Below are 20,971 nucleotides of genomic sequence, written 5' to 3' on the forward strand. Positions count from 1 at the left end.
CCGCTACTTCAGGCTTCCTGTCACACCCGTGCCAACCGTAAGCGGCTCTCCGTCGGCGGACATGATCTTCAGCCCCCGGCTCTGCACCTGCGCGTAAAAGATCTTGCCGGCCTTCGCTGCCTGGATCTGCACGTTGTCCAACACTAGATTTTTGATCGGTGCCTCTGGCAGCCCCTCGACGTCCATCGCCACCTTCGCTCCGGTCACCTTCAAGTTCTCAATGTGAATGCCATCAAAGCGCGCCGTCAGTCTCGTGACCGGCATCGTCGTGGCGGTAACAGCACCCGCACGATCGCCACCGTAGTAGTCCGTGATCTGAATCGCAGTCCCTACGCCCTCCATCGTGATGTCCTTGTAGCTGAAATCGCTCAAGTCACCGCCGCGATCGCGCCCGCTCTTCAGCCGGATACCCTGCGTCGTCCCTTTGAACTGCACGCGCTCTACATGCACATGCTGCACGCCGCCTGCGACCTCACTGCCGACGCTCATCCCGTGGCCCTTCAAAAACACGCAATCCCGGATCGTGATGTCATGCGACGGCGCATCCGGCCCCGGAGAACCGGGCTGTCCACTCTTGATCGCCACGTTGTCATCACCCGTGTCGATCGTCACATGATCGATCAGGATGTTCCCGGAGCTGAACGGATCGATCCCGTCCGTGTTGTGCCCAGCTGGCAGCGGCGCCAGAACCTTCATGTTCCGAAACGTCAGATCATCCGAGTAGTACGGCACGATCTGCCACATCGGCGAGTTCTCGACCGTCACATTCTCCATGACCACATGCTTGCAGTGATCGAACACAATCAGCCGCGGCCGCGTCTGGTGCGGATTCACCCACCAGCTTTCGCCCCGTCCATCAATCACCCCGCCGCCGCGAATCGTGATGTCCTCGGCATTCATCGCGCTCAAGAGACTCTGCCGGCCCTTGTCATGAAACTGCTCAATCTCGAGATAGTCATCGTGATTCGTACTCCCCTCGAGCGTCGTCCCTGCAGCAATCTCCAGCGTGATATGGCTCTTCAGCACCAGCGGCGCGCTCACAAAATTCGCCGCACCCGCCAGCCGCACCACACCACCGCCGCTCGCCGCACAATCATCAATCGCCTTCTGAATCGCCGCCGTGTCCAGAGTCGACCCATCCCCCTTCGCGCCATACTGCTGGACCGCGCATACCTTGCCGCTCTGCGCCGAAGCCACACCCACCGGCAACAACAGTGCCGCACCCACAAACAGAATCGTCTTCACGCTCACCTCATCGACGCGCGCGACCTTTCGACGCGCCACTTCCATCTTGTCAGAACCCGGCCGGCCGCTCCTGTGCAACATTGAACGCCTTCTCCAGCGCGACACCGGCCGCGCACAGCGTCCCTTCGTCGAACAGTCTTCCAACCAGCGTCACGCCATGCGGCACTCTGCGCGGCGGATTGAACTTCGGCAGCGGATGCTTCGGGTCCGGAGCCCAGTCGCTCCGCGCCTCGCTCACCTCTACAAATCCCGCACGCAACGTCAGCGACGGGTGCCCCGTAAAGTTGAAGATAACCAGCTGCTCATCACGCAAGCTCGGCACCAGCAACAGATCAACATCCTTGAACACTCTCGCGATCTCCAGCGCAACCTTTCTCCGCAGCCGGTCCGCCTGCACAAAGTCAACCGCACTCAAAAAGCGCGACTGCCGGAAAGTATTCGGCCACGCGTCTGGCACCTGCATCTTCAACTGATCGACCTCGCCATCCAGCGTGATCTTCTCGAACGCCGCCGCAGCCTCCGCAAACAGGATGATGTTCAGCGAGTCATACGCCCAGTTCGGCAGCGTCACCGGAACCGCCGTCATCCCCAGCTGCTTCACCACCTCCAGCGCATGCCGATCCACATCCGTCGCCGGCGCCTCATGCATCCAGCTCTCGATGTACCCCACACGCAGCGACTTCACGTCTGCGCCCCCGCCAATCGGCTGCGAGGCCACACTCCCCGTGTCGCTCGGATCAAATCCCGAGATCACGTTCAGCACCATCCGCGTGTCCTCGACGCTGCGCGCCATCGGCCCCAGCTTGTCGCACGTCCAGCTCAACGTCATTGCACCCGTCCGCGGCACGCGTCCGAACGTCGGCCGCAATCCGGTCACACCGCAGCGCATGCTCGGCGAAATAATCGATCCCTGCGTCTCGCTCCCAATCGCAAAGCCCACCAGTCCCGCCGCCACCGCCGCACCCGGTCCCGCGCTCGACCCAGACGATCCCTCCTCCAGCAGCCAGGGATTCTTCGTCTGCCCGCCGAACCACACATCATTTAACGCCAGCGCACCCAGACTCAACTTCGCCACCAAGACCGCGCCAGCCTCATTCAAGCGCTGCGTAACCGTCGCGTCCTTCGTCGGCACGCGGTCGCGATAAAACTCCGCTCCCCACGTCGTCCGAATCCCCGCTGTATCCAGCAAATCCTTCGCCCCCCATGGAATCCCATGCAAAGGCCCACGATATTTGCCTGCTGCAATCTCTTTGTCCGCCGCGCGTGCCTGCTCGAGCGCGTGCTCCTCGCACAACGTAATCACGCAGTTCAGCTTTGGATTGAAGCGCTTCAGCCGCTCCAGGTAAATCTTCGTCAGTCGTTCCGACGTAATCATCTTGCCTGCGATCATCGCCGCAAGTTGCCTTACAGAGGCAAATGCAATGTCTTGCTCGCTTCCAGAGAGTGGCACGTACCCGACGCCGAGTTCCGTTCGCACACGCTTTTCATCCGCAGCGGGCTCCGGCTCCATCAGAGTCAATCGCGGATTCCACACCGTCGCCGGCGCATCCCCATACTCAATCGCCACCTTCCGCGGCCCGGTCCTGCGCTCGTAAACCGCAGCCATCGACTCCCGCCAGTTCCCTGCCACCTCCGCACGATGCGCCGGCGACATCGTCACCTGCACCAGCTTCTCCGCTTCCGCAAACGTCGCCGGCGTCACCTCCGGCCCCACCGGAGCCGCCGTGCCAAACGCCGGCGGAGCTCCCGGCGTCGTCGGTGTCTGCGGACTCCCAGACGCCTGCCCCTCGGCGATCTCCGCTTCACCTGCTACTACGGCACCAATCAATCCCATCGAACTCTGCGCAAGAAACTCCCGCCGCGAACGTCCCATCGGCCTCCTCCACACATCCAACCCATCAACCGCGAATACCGCCCGTTATAGCACCCACTCTTCACTATTCACTGCAGTACCCTCACTTCCATGCCGCTCGCCACCCTCACCCTCGAGCTCGCCATCGAACACGCGCAGTCCCTCAAAGACCGCCGCCAGGTCGTCCGCTCGCTCAAGGAAAAACTCCGCCACAGCTTCAACATCTCCATCGCCGAGCTCGACGACGCCATGATCTGGAACCGGGCCACCCTTGGCATCGCCGCTATCTCCAACTCTGCCAGCTACCTCGCCGGTCAGCTCCGCGAGGTAGAATCCGCCGCCCGTCGCCTCGCCGTTGGTCTGGGATGCGACATAATAGAGTCCTGGCTCGACTCAGATGTGCACCTCGAGTCACCCGATTGAGCCATGTCGCGTCTTCGCGTCAGGAATGCTATCCTGCACAGTCACCTTTATGCCCGAGCAGAGAGCCAGACAATATCACCGTGACCGCGTCGCCAGCACCTTCACCGAGGAGATCACCGCGATGCTTGAAGGCGAGCTGTCCGACCCTCGCATCGCCCCCTGCTACGTCACTGAGGTGGTCCTCGCTCCCGGTGGTAAGAGCTGCCGTGTCTTCATCGCCGTGTATGGGGATGAGAAAGCCGAGAACGACACCCTGGCCGGCCTCATGGCAGCGCGCAACTACATCCGCACCCAAATCCGTGAGCGTATGGCCGTCCGTCATGTCCCTGAGCTCACCTTCGCCATCGATCGCTCCGAAAAAATTGGCGCCCGGATGGACGAGCTTCTGGGCCGCGTCGGCAAGCATCGCGAAAAGATCCAGCGCAAAGTAGCCGCTGCCGCACAGGAGAGCCATCGCTAACCCATGATGCGCGCCGACGCCATTGCCCGAATTCTTCGAATTGTCTGCGACCATGAGACGTTTCTCATCACATCGCACGCCCGCCCTGACGGCGACGCCATCGGGTCCGCGCTCGGCCTCATGCACCTTATCGAGTCCATGGGCAAGCGCGTTACCGTCGCGTTCGCTGACCGCATTCCTACGATGTACCGTTGTCTGCCCGGCATCGAGCGCATAGTTCCCGATCTGCCCATCGACATTCACGACGTCGCCATCCTGCTGGAGTGCGACTCCATTGAGCGCAGCGGTTTCGAAGCCATCGAAGCCGGCATGCTCGTCAACATCGACCATCACCAGAGCGGCCGCAACTTCGCCGACTTCAACTGGATTGACCCGACTGCCTGCGCCGTCGGCGCCATGGTCTATCAGCTCGCGATCGCGTCTGGGGAAGAGATCACGCCGGAGATGGCGAGCTGCCTCTACTCTGCCATCCTCACCGACACCGGCGCCTTTACCTTCGCCTGCACTGACGCCTCCACCTTCGGCCTCGCCGAACACCTGCTCGAGCGCGGCGCCGACTCCACCGCCATCGCGCAATCCATTTACTTCTCGCACCCGGAGAGCAAGGTCCGCATTCTCGGCGCCGCGCTCTCCAATCTCGAGGTCGACGGCGAGGTCGCCTGGACCTTCGTCACCCTCGACGACATGGAGCGCGCCAACGCCATCGTCGAGGACTGCGAAGGCATCGTTAATTACCTCATCAGCATCCTCGGCGTGCGTGCCGCCGTGTTTCTTCGCGAGATCCCGACCGGCGATCGTTTCCGCCTCAACCTTCGCAGCAAGGGCGCCGTCGACGTCGCCGAGATCGCCGAGCGCTTCGGCGGCGGCGGTCACCGCAACGCCAGCGGCTGCACCATCGATGGCCCGCTCGCACAGGCTATCCCCGTGTTAGTCAATGAGCTGCACCTCGCCTGCCGGTCGGCGTGCGCCACTCTGTTAGCCTAGGGAACGCTCGGCATCACGTGAGCGAAACGAGGCCCAGCCAGAAAGCGCAGTTGATCGAAAACACCCAATCCGTCGCACTCTCCGAGCGCCCCTCCCTCTGGCGGCGCTGGCGCGACCGTCTTCCCTCCGACACGGGCCGCTCCCTCTGGGAGTTCGTCATTCTCCTCATCGTCTGCGCCTACTTCCTCTTCTACGGCCTCACCCCGTTCACCGGCGGAGATCAAATCGGCCTCGTAGGCGCCGACGAACCGCGTTACGCGCAGATCGCTCGCGAGATGCTCGCCGCCCACTCCACCGACTGCCACGAACTTCACGCCAAAATCACTCCGCATAGCCTTCGCGGGAAGGACCTCCACGCCAGCTACGAATGCCTCGTCGGCGGCACCGTCACACCCATCCTCTACGGGCGCCCCTGGCTCGAAAAGCCCGCGCTCTACTACTGGCGCGCGATGAGCTTCTTCAAGGAGTTCGGCGTCTATGACTGGTCGGCCCGATTACCCTCCGCCACAGGCGCAGGTGCGCTCATCATCCTCGCCTTCCTTCACCTCCGACGATTCCGCCCTGGAGGCCATCTCGACGCCGCACTCATCATGGTTTCCATGGCTGGAATGGTGGGCTTTGCCCGTGGTGCGTCTACAGATATGCAGCTCGCCGCGCCCTTATCTATAGGTTTGCTCGGCTGGTACGCCTGGTATGAGACCGGCAAAAAATTCTGGCTCTTCGATCTCTACTTCTTTGGCGCTGCTGCCACACTCGCCAAGGGCCCCATCGCCATCTTCCTGATGCTCGGCACCATCCTTCTGTTCCTTGGCCTGCGCCGTGAGTGGTCCGCCATCCGCCGCAGCTTCTGGCTCCCCGGCCTCGGACTTTTCCTGCTCATGGTGCTGCCCTGGTACATCGAGGTCCAGCGCAAGAACCCGCGCTTCTTCCATATCTTCTTTCTCGAGCACAATCTCGAGCGATTCGCCACCGACCGCTACCAGCATTCGCAGCACTGGTTCTATTACGCCATCGTCCTCATCATCGGCCTTCTGCCCTGGACAGCCCTCGCCGTTCGCGCACTATGGGACGGCATGGCACTCTCCATCGATGAGTGGAAGGTCCGCCACAAGCCGCAGCGCTACGTCGGCCACGTCCGCGCCGGCGACGCCTTCCCCGAGTTCCTCTGCCTCTGGGCTCTGCTTCCAGTCGTCTTCTTTTCCTTCTCCGTCTCCAAGCTCCCCGGCTACATCCTTCCCTCCATGCCGCCGCTCGCCATTCTCGCTGGCGATTACCTCTTCCGCATCCGCCGCAACGGCATCCCGAACTGGCTCCTGAACGTGCACGCCGGCCTTACCGGCTTCATGACGTTCGTCATTCTGCTCTGTCCGCAGTACATGATTTACCAGCGCATCATCCCAGCTCCACGCTCGCTCATCATCGCTGCGATATGGGGCATTCTCGCCGCTCTGCTCATCATCGTTGTCGTTCGAATCTACGGCGTTCGCCGTCTGCGCACCGTCACACTCGTGCCGCTCGTCGCACTCATGTTCTTCCTGCTCGGGATGCACGGCCATCTGTTGGATCTCAACTATTCCGCGCGTCCGCTAGCGCGCGAAATCCAGAAGGCTGATCCCTCCGACCAGGTTGTCGCTGTACACGACGTGCGTCGCGATCTCGACTATGGCCTCGCCTTCTATCGTGACCAGGACATGGTTCACTATGACACTGACGGCATCCCCGACGAGGGCCACGTCCTCGTCATTCCCACCAAAGAAGCCGCTGATCTGCCGCAACTTCTAGCCGGCCGCACCTACCAGCAGCTCTTCCTCTACAACACGCAGGGTCTCTCGGTGTATAAGGTTTATCCGCGCGGTTAATGGTCCCGGGTACACCGCGGCGTCCAAAAGAATGGCTCTTTCCTCACAGCTCGAAGTGCTCGACCTGCGCCACTTCTCCGCGGCGCAACTCCAGCCGCTGCTCATGGAAGAGGCTGACCGTTGGCAGCGACGCCTCTTCTGGGACTACTCCGGATCAACCTCCGTGCTCCTCAAGTACCTCGACAGCCGCGTCCTTCCCGGCTTCGTCGCGCTCCGCCGCGGCAAAGTCGCCGGCTACACCTTTGCCGTCTTTGAGGCCGCAAAGGCTGTCCTCGGCGATGTCTACGCCTTTGGCGAAGGCGAAGGTTCATCCAACCCCGTCTGCGAAACTCTGCTCACGCACCTGCTCGAGATGCTGCAGTCGGCCCCCGGCGTCGATCGCATCGAATCGCAACTGCTCATGTTCCCCACCGGTGCCCTCGGCCGGCAATTCTCCGAGCGCGGCTTCCTTCCCCACCCGCGTCTCTTCATGGTCGTCGACCTCACCGCGCCCGGTCGCCCATCACGGCCAGCCGGCGACCTTCCCGCAGGCGTCGTTCTTGAGCCCTGGCAGCCCGCACTCTACGACGCCGCCGCCGACCTCATCCATCTCGCCTACGTCGGCCACGTCGACAGCGGCATCAACGATCAGTACCGCAGCGTCCACGGCGCGCAACGCTTCCTGCACAACATCGTTCGCTTCCCCGGCTGCGGCATCTTCGACCCCGAGAGCTCCTGGGTCCTGCGCAACACGCGCTCCGCGAACGGACAGAACACCGATCTTCTCGCCATGGTCCTCTGCTCGCGCGTCCGCCAGGATTCCGCGCACATTACCCAGCTCTGCGTCAGCCCCACGCTCCGCGGCCTCGGCCTCGGCCCCGCATTGCTCCGTCACTGCCTTCTCGGCCTCGAAGCCGCCGGCGTCAAGAGCCTTTCACTCACCGTCACCGAAAGCAACGACGGCGCCCGCCGTCTCTACGAGCAGTTCGGCTTCCGCACGGCTCACTGCTTCGATGCCATGGTCTGGGACCAGACACAGCCCACCCACCAGCGCATCCGCGAATCAGACCTGCGCATCTCCGCCGCCGTCTAGCGCTAACTTGCTGGCTTGCTGACTTGCTGACTTGCTGACTCGCTCTACTCCACGTGATAATTCGGCGCTTCCCGCGTGATCACCACATCGTGCACGTGGCTCTCTCTCAGACCTGCATTCGAAATCCGAATAAACTTCGATTTCTTCTGCAGCTCCTCGATCGTCCCGCACCCGAGATACCCCATCCCGGACCGCAGGCCGCCCACCAGCTGATAGACCATCGCCTCCAGCGGTCCACGATGCGGCACGCGTCCCTCAATGCCCTCCGGGACAAACTTCGCCAACCGGTTGTTCGCGCCATTCTGCTCGCGCGCCGTCAGGTCGCGCCGCTCTTCCGTCTCCGTGGCCTCGCCGGGCCCCTGGAAGTACCGCTCGCCCGAGCCCTGCGACATCGCGCTTAAACTCCCCATGCCGCGATACGCCTTGAAGCTGCGTCCCTGGTACAGAATCGTCTCGCCCGGGCTCTCATCCACACCGGCAAACAAGGAGCCAATCATCACAATGCTTGCACCCGCCGCAATCGCCTTCGTGATATCGCCCGAGTACTTGATCCCGCCGTCCGCAATCACGCTCACGCCGCGCTCCGTAGCCGCGCGATACGCCTCCGAGATCGCCGTGATCTGCGGCATGCCCGCACCCGTCACCATGCGTGTCGTGCAGATCGACCCTGGCCCAATCCCGACCTTCACCGCATCCGCGCCGGCATCAACCAGCGCGATCGTGCCGTCATAGGTCGCCACGTTGCCTGCCAGCAGGTCCACATCCGGAAACCGCTTCTTGCACTCCCGCACTGCTTCCAGCACGCGCGACGAGTGTCCATGCGCCGAATCAATCGCCAGCGCATCCACACGGTTCTTCACCAGTTCCACCGCACGTTCCAGAAAGTCGCCGGTCGCCCCAATCGCACCCGCCACACGCAGCCGTCCCTGCTGGTCCTTGCTCGCGTTCGGATACTTCAATTTCTTCTGGATATCCTTGACCGTAATCAGGCCCTTCAGCTCGTACGCATCATTCACCACCAGCAGCTTCTCAACCCGGTGCTGATGCAGAATCTCCTCCGCCTGTTCAAGGGTCGTCCCCACCGGCACCGTGATGAGGTGCTCCTTCGTCATCACATCCGCAATCGGAATATCCGTCCTGGACACAAACCGCAGGTCGCGGTTTGTCAGAATTCCCACCAGCTTGCCGTTTTTCGTCACCGGCACGCCTGAGATCTTGTAGCGCCGCATCACCTCCAGCGCATCCGAAATCGGCCGCTCCGGCTCAATCGTCACCGGGTCCACAATCATCCCCGACTCCGACCGCTTCACCTTGTCGATCTCGCCCGCCTGCTGCTCGATCGTCAAATTCCGGTGCACCACGCCCATTCCACCCTGCTGCGCAATCGCAATCGCCAGCCGCGACTCCGTGACCGTGTCCATCGCCGCCGACATCAGAGGTGTATTGAGGGTAATGTTCTTGGTTAGTCTCGTCTGAGTGCTTACCTGTGTTGGAATTACATCGGAGTACGCTGGCACAAGCAGCACATCATCAAAGGTCAGGGCGTCTAAAACAGGGAGTGAAATCATGCGGTTCCATCGATTCTATTCCCTCCTGTCCCGAAAGTTGTACAACGCCACCGACTGCTGTGCGACAAATCCCCAATCCGAAGCATTGAAGGGATTTCCGTCATGGCCGATAAAAAATGGTGCGAGGTAAAACCTTGGATTCGACCCATCGTAGAGACGCCTCTTCGGCGAGGCTGGGCCGCCGCCGCGACGGTTCGGTAGCACATCTCCCCTTATCCATGGCCTTCCAGCCAATCGTGGATATCAGGCGCCGCACCATCTTCGCTTACGAGGCCCTCGTCCGCGGCACCGAACAGGAGTCCGCCACCGACATCCTCGGCCAGGTCACCGAAGACACCCGCGCCGCCTTCGACCAGAGTTGCCGCATCAAGGCCATGATCCTCGCTCAGCAGCTCGGCATCGCCGAGCAGGGCGCCCTGCTCTCCGTCAACTTCATGCCCGGCACCCGCTACTCCGCCGCCGACTGCTTCCAGCGCACCGTCCAGGCCGCCGAGTGGACCGGCTTCCCCGTCACCTCTCTCATGTTCGAGATTTCCGAGATGGAGTCCCTCAAAGACACCGAGCGCCTCCGTGCCATCGCCACCGAGTACCGCCGCCACGGCCTCACCGTCGCTCTCGACGACTTCGGAGCCGGCAATTCCGGACTCAACCTTCTCGCAGACATCGACGTTCAGGTGCTCAAGCTCGATGGCCGCCTTGTCCGCGGCATCGACTCCCAGCCCCGCGCCCAGGAGATCGTTCGCTCTACCGCCGCCATGGCCAACCGCCTCGGCATTCAGATCGTCGGGGAGTGTGTCGAAACTCGCGCCGAGCTCGACATCCTCCTGTCCTGCGGCATCACCCTCCTGCAGGGCTACCTGTTCGCCAAACCCACCTTTGAGTCCCTCCCCGAAATCATCTGGCCGGAAGAACTCTTCAAGCGCCACTCCCTCTCCCTCGACTCCATCGAACTCTCCTCATCCCCCGGCCTCTCTTCCGTCGCCTGAAGCACTTCGGGAACGCTGAACTCTAGCTTTTCCCGCTAAGGCGCGGATTCAACCGCCCTTTAGAGCTGCTTCGTTAAGGGCACGGCTTCAGCCGTGCCGTAAAGCCACCACGGAGAAAAGCGGGCTTTAGCCCCTGAGGTGAGCCTCACGGCTTGCAGGATGCCCGTCTCCTTGCCCTCCCACCCCAAACCGCCTAAGATAGAAAAAGCGACGAATCATTCCGCCGCGCTTTGCAGCCGTGAGCGCACCGGCAAGTGGCGGAAGGGAGGAGTGGGCGAGAGCCCACTTTTTATTTGCTCCAAAATCCGGCCCGGCATTCGCCAGAACCGGCCTAACCCTGACCATCATGGCCCTTCCACTCGACACAATCCGCGCCACCGCCGACCGCGTCGCCGGCTCTCACGGCCTCGAGGTCGTTGACATCGAGTTTGCCGGCGGCGGCAAACACCGCGCCCTCCGCGTCTTTGTTGAGAAGAATGCCGAAGCCCGCGCAGTCCTCGCCGAGCACACCGAAGATCTTCCCAAAGGCGTCCCGGTCGAGCTCCTCTCCGGTGTCACCCACGAAGACTGCGAGCACTTCGCCCGCGACTTCAGCACCGTTCTCGATGTCGAAGATCTCGTCCCCGGCTCCGAGTACACCCTCGAGGTCAGCTCCCCCGGCCTCGAGCGCAAGCTCCGCGGCGCCGCCGACTACGAGCGCTTCAAAGGCAGCCTCGTCAAACTCCAGACCTTTACGCCCGTCGAGAATAACCGTCACTTCACTGGCCGACTCACGGCTTTTGACGGCCACCGGCTAACCCTCGACCTGTCGGCCGTCAAACAGAAGGGCAAGGCAAAAAAGACCCTCACCACCCAGACCGTAACCATCGACCTGGCCAACGTAGAAAAAGCCAACTTAGTCGCAGAAATCTGAGTAGTTAGTGATCCGTGGCTAGTGGGAGTTTTTCACTAACCACTAACGACTAACCACTCGCAAAAACACCGAACGAAACGAGATCCTCACAATGGCAAGCGCACTCTACCAGTCCATCGAAATGCTGAGCCGCGAAAAGGGCATCGACCCCGAGATCGTCGTCGGCGCCGTTGAAGACGCCATCGCTCTCGCCACACGCAAGTTCTACAAGACGCAGGAGACCATGCGCGGCGAGCTCGACCGCGAGTCCGGCGAGATTCGCGCCTACGTCTACAAGACCGTCGTCGACGCCGAAGAACAGGTCGAAGACCCCGAGAACCAGCTCACCCTCGAGGAGGCCCGCGCCCTCGCGCCCGAGGTCGAGGTCGGCGGCGAGCTCCGCTTCTACAAGGACACTTCCCCGCTCGGCCGCATCGCCGCCCAGATGGCCAAGCAGGTCATCTTCCAGAAGGTCCGCGAGGCCGAGCGCGACACCGTCTTCCAGGAATACGGCAGCCGCACCGGCGAGATCCTCACCGCCACCGTCAAGCGGCTCGAGCCCATGGATGTCATCTTCGACCTCGGCAAGGCCGAAGCCCGCATGCCCAAGCGCGAGCAGTCGCGCCTCGAGCAGTTCGCCATCGGCGAGCGCGTGCGCGTCGTCCTTCTCCGCGTCGACCGCGCCGCTAAAGGCCCGCAGGTCATCGTCTCCCGCGCCGCGCCGGCCCTCGTGCAGTCGCTCTTTCAATCGGAAGTCCCTGAGATCTACGACGGCACCGTCATCATCCGCGCCATCGCGCGCGAGGCCGGCGAGCGCACCAAGATCGCCGTCATGTCCCGCGACAAGGACGTCGACCCTGTCGGCGCCTGCGTCGGCATGAAGGGCATGCGCGTGCAGTCCATCATCCGCGAGTTGCGCGGCGAAAAGATCGACATCATCGAGTTCTCCGAAGAGGTCACCACCTTCGCCGAGAAGGCCCTCCAGCCCGCCAAGGTCTCCCGCGTCTCCATCACCGACCTCGGCGACAAGCAGCTCGAGGTCATCGTCGACGACACGCAACTGTCCCTCGCCATTGGCAAGAAGGGCCAGAACGTGCGGCTCGCCGCCAAACTCCTCGGCTGGAAGATCGACATCAAGTCCGAAGAGGAGAAGCGTCAGGAGGTCGAGCAGCAGATGCAGGCCATGCAGGGCGCCGCCACCACGCCCATCGAGCAGATCACCGAGCTCGGCGACGGCGTGATGGAAAAGCTCATCGCCGCCGGCATCACCACCGTCGAGCAGCTCGCCGACATGACCGAAGAGGAACTCGGCGAAGTCCAGGGCATCGGCGAAAAATCCGTCGAAAAAATTGCTGCTGCCGTCCGCGATTACTTTGGCCGTCTTGAGCTGGCCGCCGCCAGCGCCGGAGGCGAAGAAAACCCGACCACCATTCCCGAACCCGCGCTCGCCCTCGGTGAAGAAGCGGTCGCTGCAGGAGCAGCATCAGATGTGGCTGGAGACGAGGAACACTCTATGACACTCACACCTGAAGAGATACTGGCCCGCGAGGCTGCAAAATCCGGCACCGCCCGCGAGGTCGGCGAATACTCCGCCGAGGACATCGCCGAAGCTGAGGAGCAGATCTCGGAGTCCGATGCCAACGACGCTGCCGATGCCCGCGAAGAGGCCATCGAGCTCAACAACGACACCGTCGACAACCTTGTCGACGAAACCCAGGAATTCTCCGACGAGGGCATCGACGACGCCGGTCACGGGCGTGACTGACGCTCGTTCGGTTCTTACCAGCCTGTAGCCGCATGAATTTGCGGTTACAGGCTGAAATTTTCAAGCTTTCAGGAGATACAGCATTTTCCTGAGGGTCTGGCGCAGAGACACAACAGTGGGCGGCGTTTTCCGGCAAAGAAAACTACTCTCGATGAATTGTCCAAGGGCAAAGTATCTGGAAAAATGCTCTAATAAACTTGGATTAACTCTCACTACGATCGAGGCTGATATGACCAGCTAAGCGCGGTGATCAGGGCCGCGGATAACCGCCGCCCTCAACAAAAGGATTGAATGAGCAAAGTTCGAATCAACGATCTTGCACGGGAACTGGAGGTCAAGAGCAGGTCCATTCTTGACGCTCTCACGGCCGTCGGCGTCACAGAGAAAAAGACGCACTCCTCCTCCATCGAGGAACATGAGGCCGAGCAGGTGCGCGGCTACTTCGCCCGCGGCTCTCGTCCGGCTGCGCCCGCCAGGCCTGCCGCCGAGACGAAGCCTGCGTTCAACCTCTCGCACGTCTCCAAGCCCGGCGACGCCCTGAAGGCTATCCTCGAGCGCAAGCAGGCCGAAGCCGCCGCCAAGGCCCGCCCGCCGGCGCCCGTCGCGCGTCCCACCGTCGCCGCCCCGGCCGCCGCAGCCGCCGCGCGCCCTGCGCCGACCGCACCCCGTCCCGGAGCCCCGGCCGCTTCCACACCAGCCTCCGCACCCGCTGCCAGCGCCACTCCTCAGCCCGCGACCACGTCCAATCAGCCGCCGGCGCCGCGCCGCATCGTGCCGCAGCCCCGCGCCGCCGCGAACATCGTGACGCCCCGTCCCGGCGCTCCTGTGAGCTCTCCCACTGGGCTGGTGCGTCCTGGCGCTGCCCGCCCGACCCCAGGTCCTGTCGCAGTCCGGCCAGCGACACCGGCCCCCGCTGTCGCATCGACGCCCCCCGCAGCTCCCGTCGTGGTCAAGCCTTCGGCTGTCCCTCCGCCGGCCCCGGCCCCGGCCGCTGCTGCCGCTTCTGCAGCCAGCCCTGCGCCCACCGCGCCGGCCGCCGCAACTCCGCCGCCGGCTCCCGCGCCCGCAGCCGTCGCTCCTGAAGTCCCTGAGACGCCCGCGGCTCCTGCAGCGCCCGCGCCGCCTGTCCGCCGCGTCATTATGCCGCAGACCGGCCCGCGCCCGACCTACACCGCCGCTCCCGGCGCGGCCAATGCCGCCCGTCGCCCCATCTTCGAGCGCCCGCGCCCCACAGCACCAGGAAGTGGTCCTGGTGGTCCCGGTGGCCCCGGCGGCGGCCCTGGCAGTCGTCCCCTCGCCCCCGGCGCACGCCGGCCCATGCACCCCACTCGCACCTTCCCCGGCGGCCCTGGTGGTCCCGGAGGCCCAGGCGGCCCAGGCGGTCGTCCCGGCTTCCCCGGTCGCCCTGGCTTTGGTGGCCGTCCCGGCTTTGGTGGACGTCAGGGTGTCGGCCCCGGCGGTCTGCTTCCCCCAACCGACGCCCCGGCGGCTCCCGGCCGTCCCGCGCGTCCCGGCCCTCGCGGCCGTGGCAATCAGCGCTACGTCAAGGACAAGGAAGTCGCTCTCAAGGGCTACGCTCCGCGCCAGGGCGCCGCGCAGATTCCCGAGGGTGATCTCCCCATCACCCGCACCATCACCGTCACCGAAGGCATCTCGGTCAAGGACCTCGCCGAGAAGCTGGAAGTCCGCGGCAAGGATCTCATCGCTACCCTGCTCCTCCGCGGCGTGATGGTTACAGTCAACCAGTCGCTCGACTCCGAGCTCGTCAAGTCCGTCGCCCGCCAGTTCGGCGCCGACGCCCAGGTCATCTCCGTCGAAGAGCAGATCGAGAACGAGGCCATCGAAGGTCTTCTCGAGGACACCACAGGTCTCGTCGAGATCGTTCGCCCGCCCGTCGTCACCGTCATGGGCCACGTCGACCACGGCAAAACTTCGCTGCTCGACGCCATCCGCTCCACCGAAGTCGCCGCGGGCGAAGCCGGCGGCATCACCCAGCACATCGGCGCCTACAAGGTCCGCATCACCAAGGAAGACTCGCCCGCCTTCGGTCGCGAGATCGTCTTCCTCGACACCCCGGGCCACGAGGCCTTCACCCGCATGCGTGCACGCGGCGCCAAGATCACTGACATCGTCGTGATCGTCGTCGCCGCCGACGACGGCGTCATGCCCCAGACCATCGAGGCCATCGACCACGCCCGCGCCGCCAACGTTCCCATCATCGTCGCGGTCAACAAGATCGACCGCCCCGACGCCAACCCCGATCGCGTCAAGCAGCAGCTCGCCGAGCGCGGCCTGCAGCCCGACGACTGGGGCGGCGACACACCCTTCGTCAATGTCTCCGCCAAGCAGCGCATCAACCTCGACGGCCTCGAGGAGATGATCTGCCTCCAGGCCGACCTCAAGCCCCAGAAAGCCACGCCCGAGCGTCCAGCTGTCGGCACCGTCATCGAGGCCAAGCTCGACCGCGGCCGCGGCGTCGTCGCCAGCGTCCTCGTCCAGAACGGCTCGCTCAAGCCTGGTGACAGCTACATCGTCGGCAACACCTTCGGCAAGGTCCGCGCCATGTTCAACGACCGCGGCCAGCAGATTACCGAAGCCGGTCCATCGACCCCCGTCGAGATCCTTGGCCTTGAGTCCATCCCGGACGCCGGCGACACCTTCCTCGTCATGGCCGACCGCGACCGTGCCAAGGAAATCGCCCGCTACCGCACCATGAAGGAGCGCGAAGCCCAGCTCGCCAAGTCCTCCCGCATCTCGCTCGAAGGTCTCGCCGAGCAGATCAAGCAGGCTGGCGTCAAGGACCTCAACCTCATCCTCAAGGGCGACGTGCAGGGCTCCGTCGAAGTTCTCGCCGACTCGCTCCAGCGCATGTCCACCGAGAAGGTTCGCGTCCGCGTTCTCCGTGCCGGCGTCGGTGCCATCACCGAGTCCGACATCCTGCTCGCCTCCGCCTCGAACGCCGTCGTCATCGGCTTCAACGTGCGGCCCGAGCGCAAGGCCCAGGAGCTCGCCGATCAGGAGAAGGTGGAAGTTCGCCTCCACTCCATCATCTACGAGCTGCAGGACGAGATGACCAAGGCCATGTTCGGTCTCCTTGAGCCCGTCTTCAAGGAGGTCTACCAGGGCCGCGCCGAGGTGCTCAACGTCTTCAAGATCACCAAGGTCGGTCAGATTGCCGGCTGCACCGTTCGCGACGGCCTCATCAAGCGCGACAGCCAGGTCCGCGTCACCCGCGAAGGTGCCGAGGTCTGGAAGGGCAAAATCGCCAGCCTCAAGCGCTTCAAGGACGACGTCTCCGAAGTCCGCAGCGGCATGGAGTGCGGTATCGACCTCGCCGGCTTCAAGGACATCCGCGTTGGCGACGTCATCGAAGCCTTCACCACCGAGAAGCTCGCCGCCGAACTCGGCCAGAACACCGCCGAGCTCAAGCGCCAGCAGATGGCCGAGCTCAAGGTCGCCAAAGAGCGCGAAAACGAGATCGCCGCCGCCGATGCAGCCGCAGCCGCGGATGCAGCTGCCTCCGTTACCGTCTAGCGCCAACCCACTCACGCAACACCAAAGGCCGGGACTCTGTCCCGGCCTTTACCTTCTGTGTGATGTTTCAGGGGCGGCTCAACCCGAGCTCAATAATCCCAACAGCCAGGGCAGCCAGTTGGAATACTTACGACTGCACTTCCGGTCTGGTTGCAACTGCTGCCGGAGACAGCGTAGTTCCCGGTAATCTCATTCGTATTCGGGTCCAGTGTGCCGAGAAACGTGAGGCTGCCGCTGCTGGTATCAAATTCGAGGCCCACAGAAGCGCCGAGAATGAAGCTGCCGGAAGGATACGTTCCCGCCTTCATTGTTCCCGCACTCAGGCACGCGATATCGAATGTGGAATCCCCGGAGATCTCAAAACCGCAGCGTCAGTTCACTGCCGCGCCCTTTGCCACCGTCTCCACCTGTAGCTCGATACGCAACCAGTCCACCAGCGCGTTATTCCGTCCATTGCGCTTGGCCGCGTACAGCAACTTATCCGCGCGCCGGATCGCGTCCGCCAGATCCTCTCCCACTCGATACTCCGCAATCCCGAAGCTCGCCGTAATCCGCCGCTGCCGCAGGCTTCCGCTCCCAAATCGCGTTGCTTCGATCGCGAGTCTCAGCCGCTCAATCAAATCCCGCGCATCCTCGCGATGAATGTCCGAGAGCAGCATCACAAACTCCTCTCCTCCAAACCGCGCCATCTCATCACCGCGACGAAGGTTCTCTCGCAGCAGCTCAGCAACCTTCACCAGCACCGCATCGCCATCCATGTGGCCGCACGAGTCATTAATCGCCTTGAAGTGGTCGATGTCGCACACCGCGACGCTGAAGCATGTTCCCTTCGCCCTGGCGATCTGCCGTCTGGCAGCCTCTTCGAAGCCGCGCCGGTTCAGCAGACCCGTCAAAGGATCCTCCATCGCTCGTCCGCGCAGTTCCTCAATCACGTCGACCACCACCGCGGTCACGAACGTCAAGCCCACCACCAGAACAAGAACCGCGTACGTCGCATTCATCCACTGCCAATAGCTCGAATGGGCGAACGCCATCATGTCCCGGCTCTGTCCCGTCGTTCCAAAAGACAACAGCGTACGCGGAAATCCCTGGATGCCCAGCACCAGCACCACCCCGAACACCATGCGGTCGATCGGCTTCTTCGCGGCGCGGCCAAGATACACCGCATCAATCAGCGTCAGCGCGCCGAGCCCGAAGTTCATCACATAAATTCGCGCCTTCAGGTTCGGATCCGCGAAGCAGAAGTACGCAATCCCCAGCAGCACCAGCCCCGCAATCCACAACCGTGCCACTCGCGGCCTCAGATTCACCCGCTTGTAGCATCCGTTCAACAACGCAATCACGGCACCCGTATACACCATCGCCGAGAGCATGAAGTTCCACGCGATGTCACGCGGGATCCCCGCCGTCTGCGCACACGTCCCAACCGTAAACAGTGTGAACGACACCGACAGATACAACAGGTATCGCAGCCGCCTCTGCCACCACCAAAGACCGAAGAATACCGCCCCAAACACCAGCGACCGCAGCGGGACGAGAACCGCCAACCCCGTCCCCGTAAACAACTCTCTGTGATGCACCAGCAAGTACGTGGCCCCGATTTCTGATTTGCCGCAGTCAACCACAGTTTCGCATTACGGAGATTCCGCGCCAATGCCACTTATGGCGGAGTTCGTATTATCTACCCACTGTCCCAGACAGGCACACGCCTCATGATTTGCCGCGACCGCTAAAATCTGAGCAGATAGCTTGCCTTCACAAAGAACTGCCGTCCATCATTCAAATACCCAGGCCCGCGCGGCAGAATCGGCTGCGTCGGGTCGCACGTCCCGCCCATCCGCGAGCACAGCGTGTGGTTGTAGTTCTGCAGATCGCTGTTCCAACCCACATAAATCGCCGTTCCCGGATGCGGCAGCCACGTCAGCAGCGCCTGCGTCTGCACCTGCTTCGTCCGCTGCAATGTCGTCATCATCGGATTCGCCAGCGTCGTGTCATACTCCACAATCATCCTCGCTGAAAACGCCCTCGTGAACTGATAGTTCAGCTTCGTCCGGAACGTCTGCGTCTCATACACAAACGCATTCGTATGCGCGTTGAAGTCCCTATCCAGCAGATACGTGTTGTCTGCCGTCAACTGCCGCAGCGGATTCACACTCACCAGCGCCGACACGGTCTCCTGATTCAACAGAAACGGTGTCTGCCCTGCCGGCGGGTTATAGTTCACATTCCCCGACCGTAGCGCCGTCAGATTGAAGTTCAACTGCGCCCACGGCTGCCCGCGCGCCACAAACCCGCCGAAGTTCTCCGTAAAGTTCTCGCTCGCCGCCAGCGGGTACCCATTCTGCGGCCCGACCGTGTCCGAGTTCTCTCCTCCGATCGGCGCAACCACAACATTCCGCGGCAGCAGCCAGAACGGATCAAACGTCGAGTAGTGATACACCCGATTGTGCGCATGGTCATACGCCACATGCTGGTCCGTCTCCAGCCCATAGCTCTGCACCACGCTATGCTTCGGAAACCACTGATACTCCGAGTGCAGATGGTCGCTGCGGATATTCGAGGTCTGGAAGAATCCCAGCAGGCTGTCGAACCCCGCGCTGATGTCCTGATACTCGTCGAACAGCGAGAACGAGTGCCCATTCCTCTGCACCTGCACATCCGTCGCCGGTCCCGATCCATACTTCGCCGGAAAGATCGCCGCCGCACTGCTCATCTTCGTCGGCCGCGTCGAGCTCGCCACCATCTGCCCCAGCACCGTCCAGTGATCGTTCGCTCTCCACGTAAAATCGGCCCCGCCAATCCGGTTCCACCCGCCGCCAAACTCCTCATCCGTGTACATCAACCCCACATTCGATCCCTTACCCAAATCCTCCGACACCCTCCCCACATACGCCTGCGCCTTGTGCTTAAACAGTGGATCGCCATCCGGCACCGTCTCACCCGGCTCACGATCATCAATCGCCAGCAAGCCAAGGTTCGTATGTCCCACCTTCCCCGTCACACGCCCGCCGATCTCCGGGTGCACAATGTCCCGCGTGTACAGCAGCATCATCGGCGTCTGGAAGTAGCTCGCATTCTCCAGGAAGAACGGCCTCAGCTCCGGAAAATAAACAGGGTAGCGCTGATTCACCGTGAACTGCGGCTGATCACTCTCCACATCGCTGAAGTCCGGATTCACCGTCGCGTCGAACACGATCGCATCCTTCAACACCGCCTTCGCCTCTCCGCCCGCCGTCGCCTCAGCGTTCCGCGTGCTGAAGTACGGATTCATCGGATCGAGCGTCTCCAGCGTGTGCACGCTTTGCCCCAGCGTGTACGGGTTGATCTGCACATTGTGTGAGCCGCTCACGCCCTCCATGCCAGGCAGATGCATCGTTCCTTCCTGGCTCAGCATTCCGCTCACATTCGCGGACACCCTCGGCCACCAGTCGTTCTCACTGTTGCGCGGCAGATTGCGCCAGAACACCACACCCCACGTCGTCCCGCTCGCCGGAAACCTCAGGCTCCGAAACGGAATCGCCAGCACCGCCATCCATCCCTTGCTCGTAATCTTCCCTTCCGAATCCCACACCTGGTCATAGCTGTAGTCCGCACCATTCGCCTCGGTCCACGCTGCATCCGCCTGCACGCCCGCCGGGTTCACCTGGAACTCCACCCCGCGCTGCCGATCCTGAAACGGATCCAGGTTCACCGTCACATAGTCATCCTTCGTGATGTTCTCGCGCCGCGCCAGGTGCGACCGAATCAACTCCGGATGCTTGTCGAAGCACAGGAACACCACGTACAACTCCGTTCTGGTGCGCCCCAGCCACACCTGGGTCCTCTCCGTCGCCGGAGCCCCATCGGTCGGCGTGTTCTGAATAAATCCGCCAACGTGGGTCAGCCGCGCGCGCAGATCCGGCCGCGGCTCCATCCCCTCAAAGTCCGCCAGCGTCAGTCCATGATCCAGCTCCGGCACCGTCACATCAGAGCTTCGCGTGCTCTCCATCCGCGGAGGCACCGCAGGCGTTACCGTCGGCTTGCCCTGCCGATCCTGATTCACCTGGGCCCCTGCTGCAATCCCAAACAACGCGACAACCAGCCCACCCGCCGCCCACATACGCACCCGAAAGAACCTGCCTACACCCAAACCAACTCACCTCTCCAACTCTTCTTCCTCCCTCACATACGCGATTCCCTTCTCTCCGGTTCCCTGACCTCAATGCACAGTCGTCTGTCATTCACTGAATCAAAAGATTGACAAACTGTGCTCAGAACGGTCGATCATTCTTCCCCGGTGGATCGATGACCTACTAAACTCCTTGCATCCCGGCACTCTGCCTCGACCGTAT

General features: G+C 62.7%; 15 protein-coding genes. 9 read left to right on the forward strand and 6 right to left on the reverse strand.

What is annotated here, in order from left to right:
• Positions 1–3: 3 nt before the first annotated feature.
• Together VGU25_13900 and VGU25_13905 are read right to left on the reverse strand one after the other, a co-directional pair.
• Complete coding sequence (locus VGU25_13900; protein ID HEV2578296.1) at positions 4–1,326, reverse strand: glycoside hydrolase family 28 protein; 1,323 nt, start codon at positions 1,324–1,326, stop codon at positions 4–6.
• The gene (locus tag VGU25_13905) at positions 1,295–3,118 is read right to left on the reverse strand and encodes an amidase family protein (GenBank protein ID HEV2578297.1); all 1,824 of its coding nucleotides are present in this window, start codon (positions 3,116–3,118) and stop codon (positions 1,295–1,297) included. The genes VGU25_13900 and VGU25_13905 overlap by 32 nt, the downstream gene beginning before the upstream one ends.
• A gap of 90 nt (positions 3,119–3,208) precedes the next feature.
• Between VGU25_13905 and VGU25_13910 the strand changes: the two genes are divergently transcribed.
• From VGU25_13910 to VGU25_13930, 5 genes are read left to right on the forward strand one after another with little or no spacing between them, the layout of a single operon-like run.
• Positions 3,209–3,520 (forward strand): DUF503 domain-containing protein, encoded by a 312-nt coding sequence (locus VGU25_13910; GenBank protein ID HEV2578298.1) that lies wholly within the window; start codon positions 3,209–3,211, stop codon positions 3,518–3,520.
• Positions 3,521–3,569: 49 nt separating this feature from the next.
• Positions 3,570–3,980: a 30S ribosome-binding factor RbfA gene (gene rbfA / locus VGU25_13915; GenBank protein HEV2578299.1), complete on the forward strand. Its 411-nt coding sequence runs from the start codon at positions 3,570–3,572 to the stop codon at positions 3,978–3,980.
• 3 nt (positions 3,981–3,983) lie between these two features.
• On the forward strand, positions 3,984–4,964 hold the full coding sequence (locus tag VGU25_13920) for a bifunctional oligoribonuclease/PAP phosphatase NrnA (protein HEV2578300.1): 981 nt from the start codon (positions 3,984–3,986) through the stop codon (positions 4,962–4,964).
• Between the two features lie 17 nt (positions 4,965–4,981).
• Positions 4,982–6,823: a glycosyltransferase family 39 protein gene (locus VGU25_13925; protein ID HEV2578301.1), complete on the forward strand. Its 1,842-nt coding sequence runs from the start codon at positions 4,982–4,984 to the stop codon at positions 6,821–6,823.
• Positions 6,824–6,854: 31 nt separating this feature from the next.
• Positions 6,855–7,895, forward strand: coding sequence for a GNAT family N-acetyltransferase (locus VGU25_13930; GenBank protein HEV2578302.1), 1,041 nt, complete (start codon positions 6,855–6,857; stop codon positions 7,893–7,895).
• A gap of 44 nt (positions 7,896–7,939) precedes the next feature.
• Here the strand turns inward: VGU25_13930 and guaB are convergent, their stop codons facing one another.
• Positions 7,940–9,463, reverse strand: a complete 1,524-nt coding sequence (gene guaB, locus VGU25_13935) for an IMP dehydrogenase (protein HEV2578303.1) — start codon at positions 9,461–9,463, stop codon at positions 7,940–7,942.
• A 218-nt stretch (positions 9,464–9,681) separates the two neighbouring features.
• Here guaB and VGU25_13940 point away from each other — a divergent pair, with 218 nt between their 5' ends.
• From VGU25_13940 to infB, 4 genes are all read left to right on the forward strand, one after another.
• Complete coding sequence (locus tag VGU25_13940; protein ID HEV2578304.1) at positions 9,682–10,449, forward strand: EAL domain-containing protein; 768 nt, start codon at positions 9,682–9,684, stop codon at positions 10,447–10,449.
• 346 nt (positions 10,450–10,795) lie between these two features.
• Entirely contained in the window at positions 10,796–11,362 is a 567-nt protein-coding gene (rimP, locus tag VGU25_13945) for a ribosome maturation factor RimP (protein HEV2578305.1), read from the forward strand.
• A 91-nt stretch (positions 11,363–11,453) separates the two neighbouring features.
• Positions 11,454–13,106, forward strand: coding sequence for a transcription termination factor NusA (gene nusA / locus VGU25_13950; protein HEV2578306.1), 1,653 nt, complete (start codon positions 11,454–11,456; stop codon positions 13,104–13,106).
• Between the two features lie 291 nt (positions 13,107–13,397).
• Complete coding sequence (infB, locus tag VGU25_13955) at positions 13,398–16,640, forward strand: translation initiation factor IF-2 (GenBank protein ID HEV2578307.1); 3,243 nt, start codon at positions 13,398–13,400, stop codon at positions 16,638–16,640.
• A gap of 89 nt (positions 16,641–16,729) precedes the next feature.
• On the opposite strand, the gene VGU25_13960 is transcribed toward infB, so the two are convergent.
• The 3 genes from VGU25_13960 to VGU25_13970 form a co-directional block, all read right to left on the reverse strand.
• A complete protein-coding gene (locus tag VGU25_13960) occupies positions 16,730–16,948 on the reverse strand; it encodes a hypothetical protein (protein HEV2578308.1) in 219 nt (72 codons plus the stop codon).
• Positions 16,949–17,011: 63 nt separating this feature from the next.
• Complete coding sequence (locus VGU25_13965) at positions 17,012–18,187, reverse strand: GGDEF domain-containing protein (GenBank protein HEV2578309.1); 1,176 nt, start codon at positions 18,185–18,187, stop codon at positions 17,012–17,014.
• A gap of 182 nt (positions 18,188–18,369) precedes the next feature.
• Entirely contained in the window at positions 18,370–20,769 is a 2,400-nt protein-coding gene (locus VGU25_13970; GenBank protein ID HEV2578310.1) for a carbohydrate binding family 9 domain-containing protein, read from the reverse strand.
• Positions 20,770–20,971 lie beyond the last annotated feature (202 nt).

This window comes from Acidobacteriaceae bacterium, assembly GCA_035944135.1.
GTDB lineage: Bacteria > Acidobacteriota > Terriglobia > Terriglobales > Acidobacteriaceae > Granulicella.